Annotated in this window: 1 protein-coding gene; it reads right to left on the bottom strand. The window is 67.9% G+C overall.

Going from position 1 to position 1,103, the window contains the following annotated elements; translation table 11 throughout:
* Positions 1-29 precede the first annotated feature (29 nt).
* A partial coding sequence (locus NON19_RS33015) for an arginine--tRNA ligase (protein ID WP_255932959.1) occupies positions 30-1,103 on the bottom strand: 1,074 nt, incomplete at its 5' end.

Consider the following 1,103-nt stretch of genomic DNA (forward strand, 5'->3'; position numbering starts at 1 on the left):
CTTAGCGGGGAGTGGGCAGCGGTCCGTACTCACATTCGCTCCGGTGCCGAGACTCCGAGCAGCCGCAGCCCATTGCGCAGCACCAGCGTGCTGGCTTCCGTCAACCACAGCCGGGCACAGGTGAGGTCATCCGGTTCCTCCCCGGTCCGCGGCAGGACCCGGCAAACGTCGTAGAAGCGGTGGTACGTGCCAGCCAGCCGCTCCAGGTAATGCGCGACCCGATGCGGCTGGCGCAGCGTGGCGGCAGCCGCTACGACCTGCGGGAACTCGGCCAGCACGGCCAGCAGGTCGGCCTCCCGGTCATGGCTGGGCAGGCGGGGGTCGAAGTCCTGCGGCGCGCCCTTGTCGATCCCTGCTGCCTGGGCCCTGCGTTGCACGGCGCACAACCGCGTGTGCGCGTACTGGACGTAGTAGACAGGGTTGTCGTTCGACTGCCGGGTGAGCAGGTCGATGTCGAGGTCGATCACCGTGTCCACACTGGCCCGTGCGAGCGCGTACCGCGCCGCGTCCACACCGACCGCCTCGACCAAGTCGTCCAGCGTGAGCACCGTGCCCGCCCGCTTGCTCATCCGGACCGGCTCCCCGTCCTTGACGAGGTTGACCAGTTGGCCGATCAGGATCTCCAGGTGCGTGTCCGGGTCGTCACCGAAGCAGGCCGCCATGGCCCGCATTCGGCCCACATAACCCGCGTGGTCGGCCCCGAGCATGATGACGACCCGTTCGAAGCCCCGGGACCGCTTGTTGAGGTAGTACGCGCAGTCCGCGGTGAAGTACGTCCAGGAACCGTCGCTCTTGACCAGGACCCGGTCCTTGTCGTCACCGAAGTCCGTGGTGCGCAGCCAGACAGCGCCGGCGTCCTGGAAGACATGGCCGCCCTCCCGCAGACGGGCGACAGCGGCCTCCAAGTCCCCTTGCTCGTGCAGGTCCTTCTCGTTGAAGTACACGTCGAAATGGGTACCGAACGCGGCGAGCGACGTCTTGATCTCGTCGAACATCAGCGCCGTGCCCACCGTCCGAAACGCGGCGAGGGCCTCCGCCTCCGGCAGCTCAAGAGTCCCGGGCCACCGACGCAGCACCGCTGCGGCAATCTCCTCGATGTACGC

The sequence above is a fragment of the Streptantibioticus rubrisoli genome (assembly GCF_024436055.1).
GTDB lineage: Bacteria > Actinomycetota > Actinomycetes > Streptomycetales > Streptomycetaceae > Streptantibioticus_A > Streptantibioticus_A rubrisoli.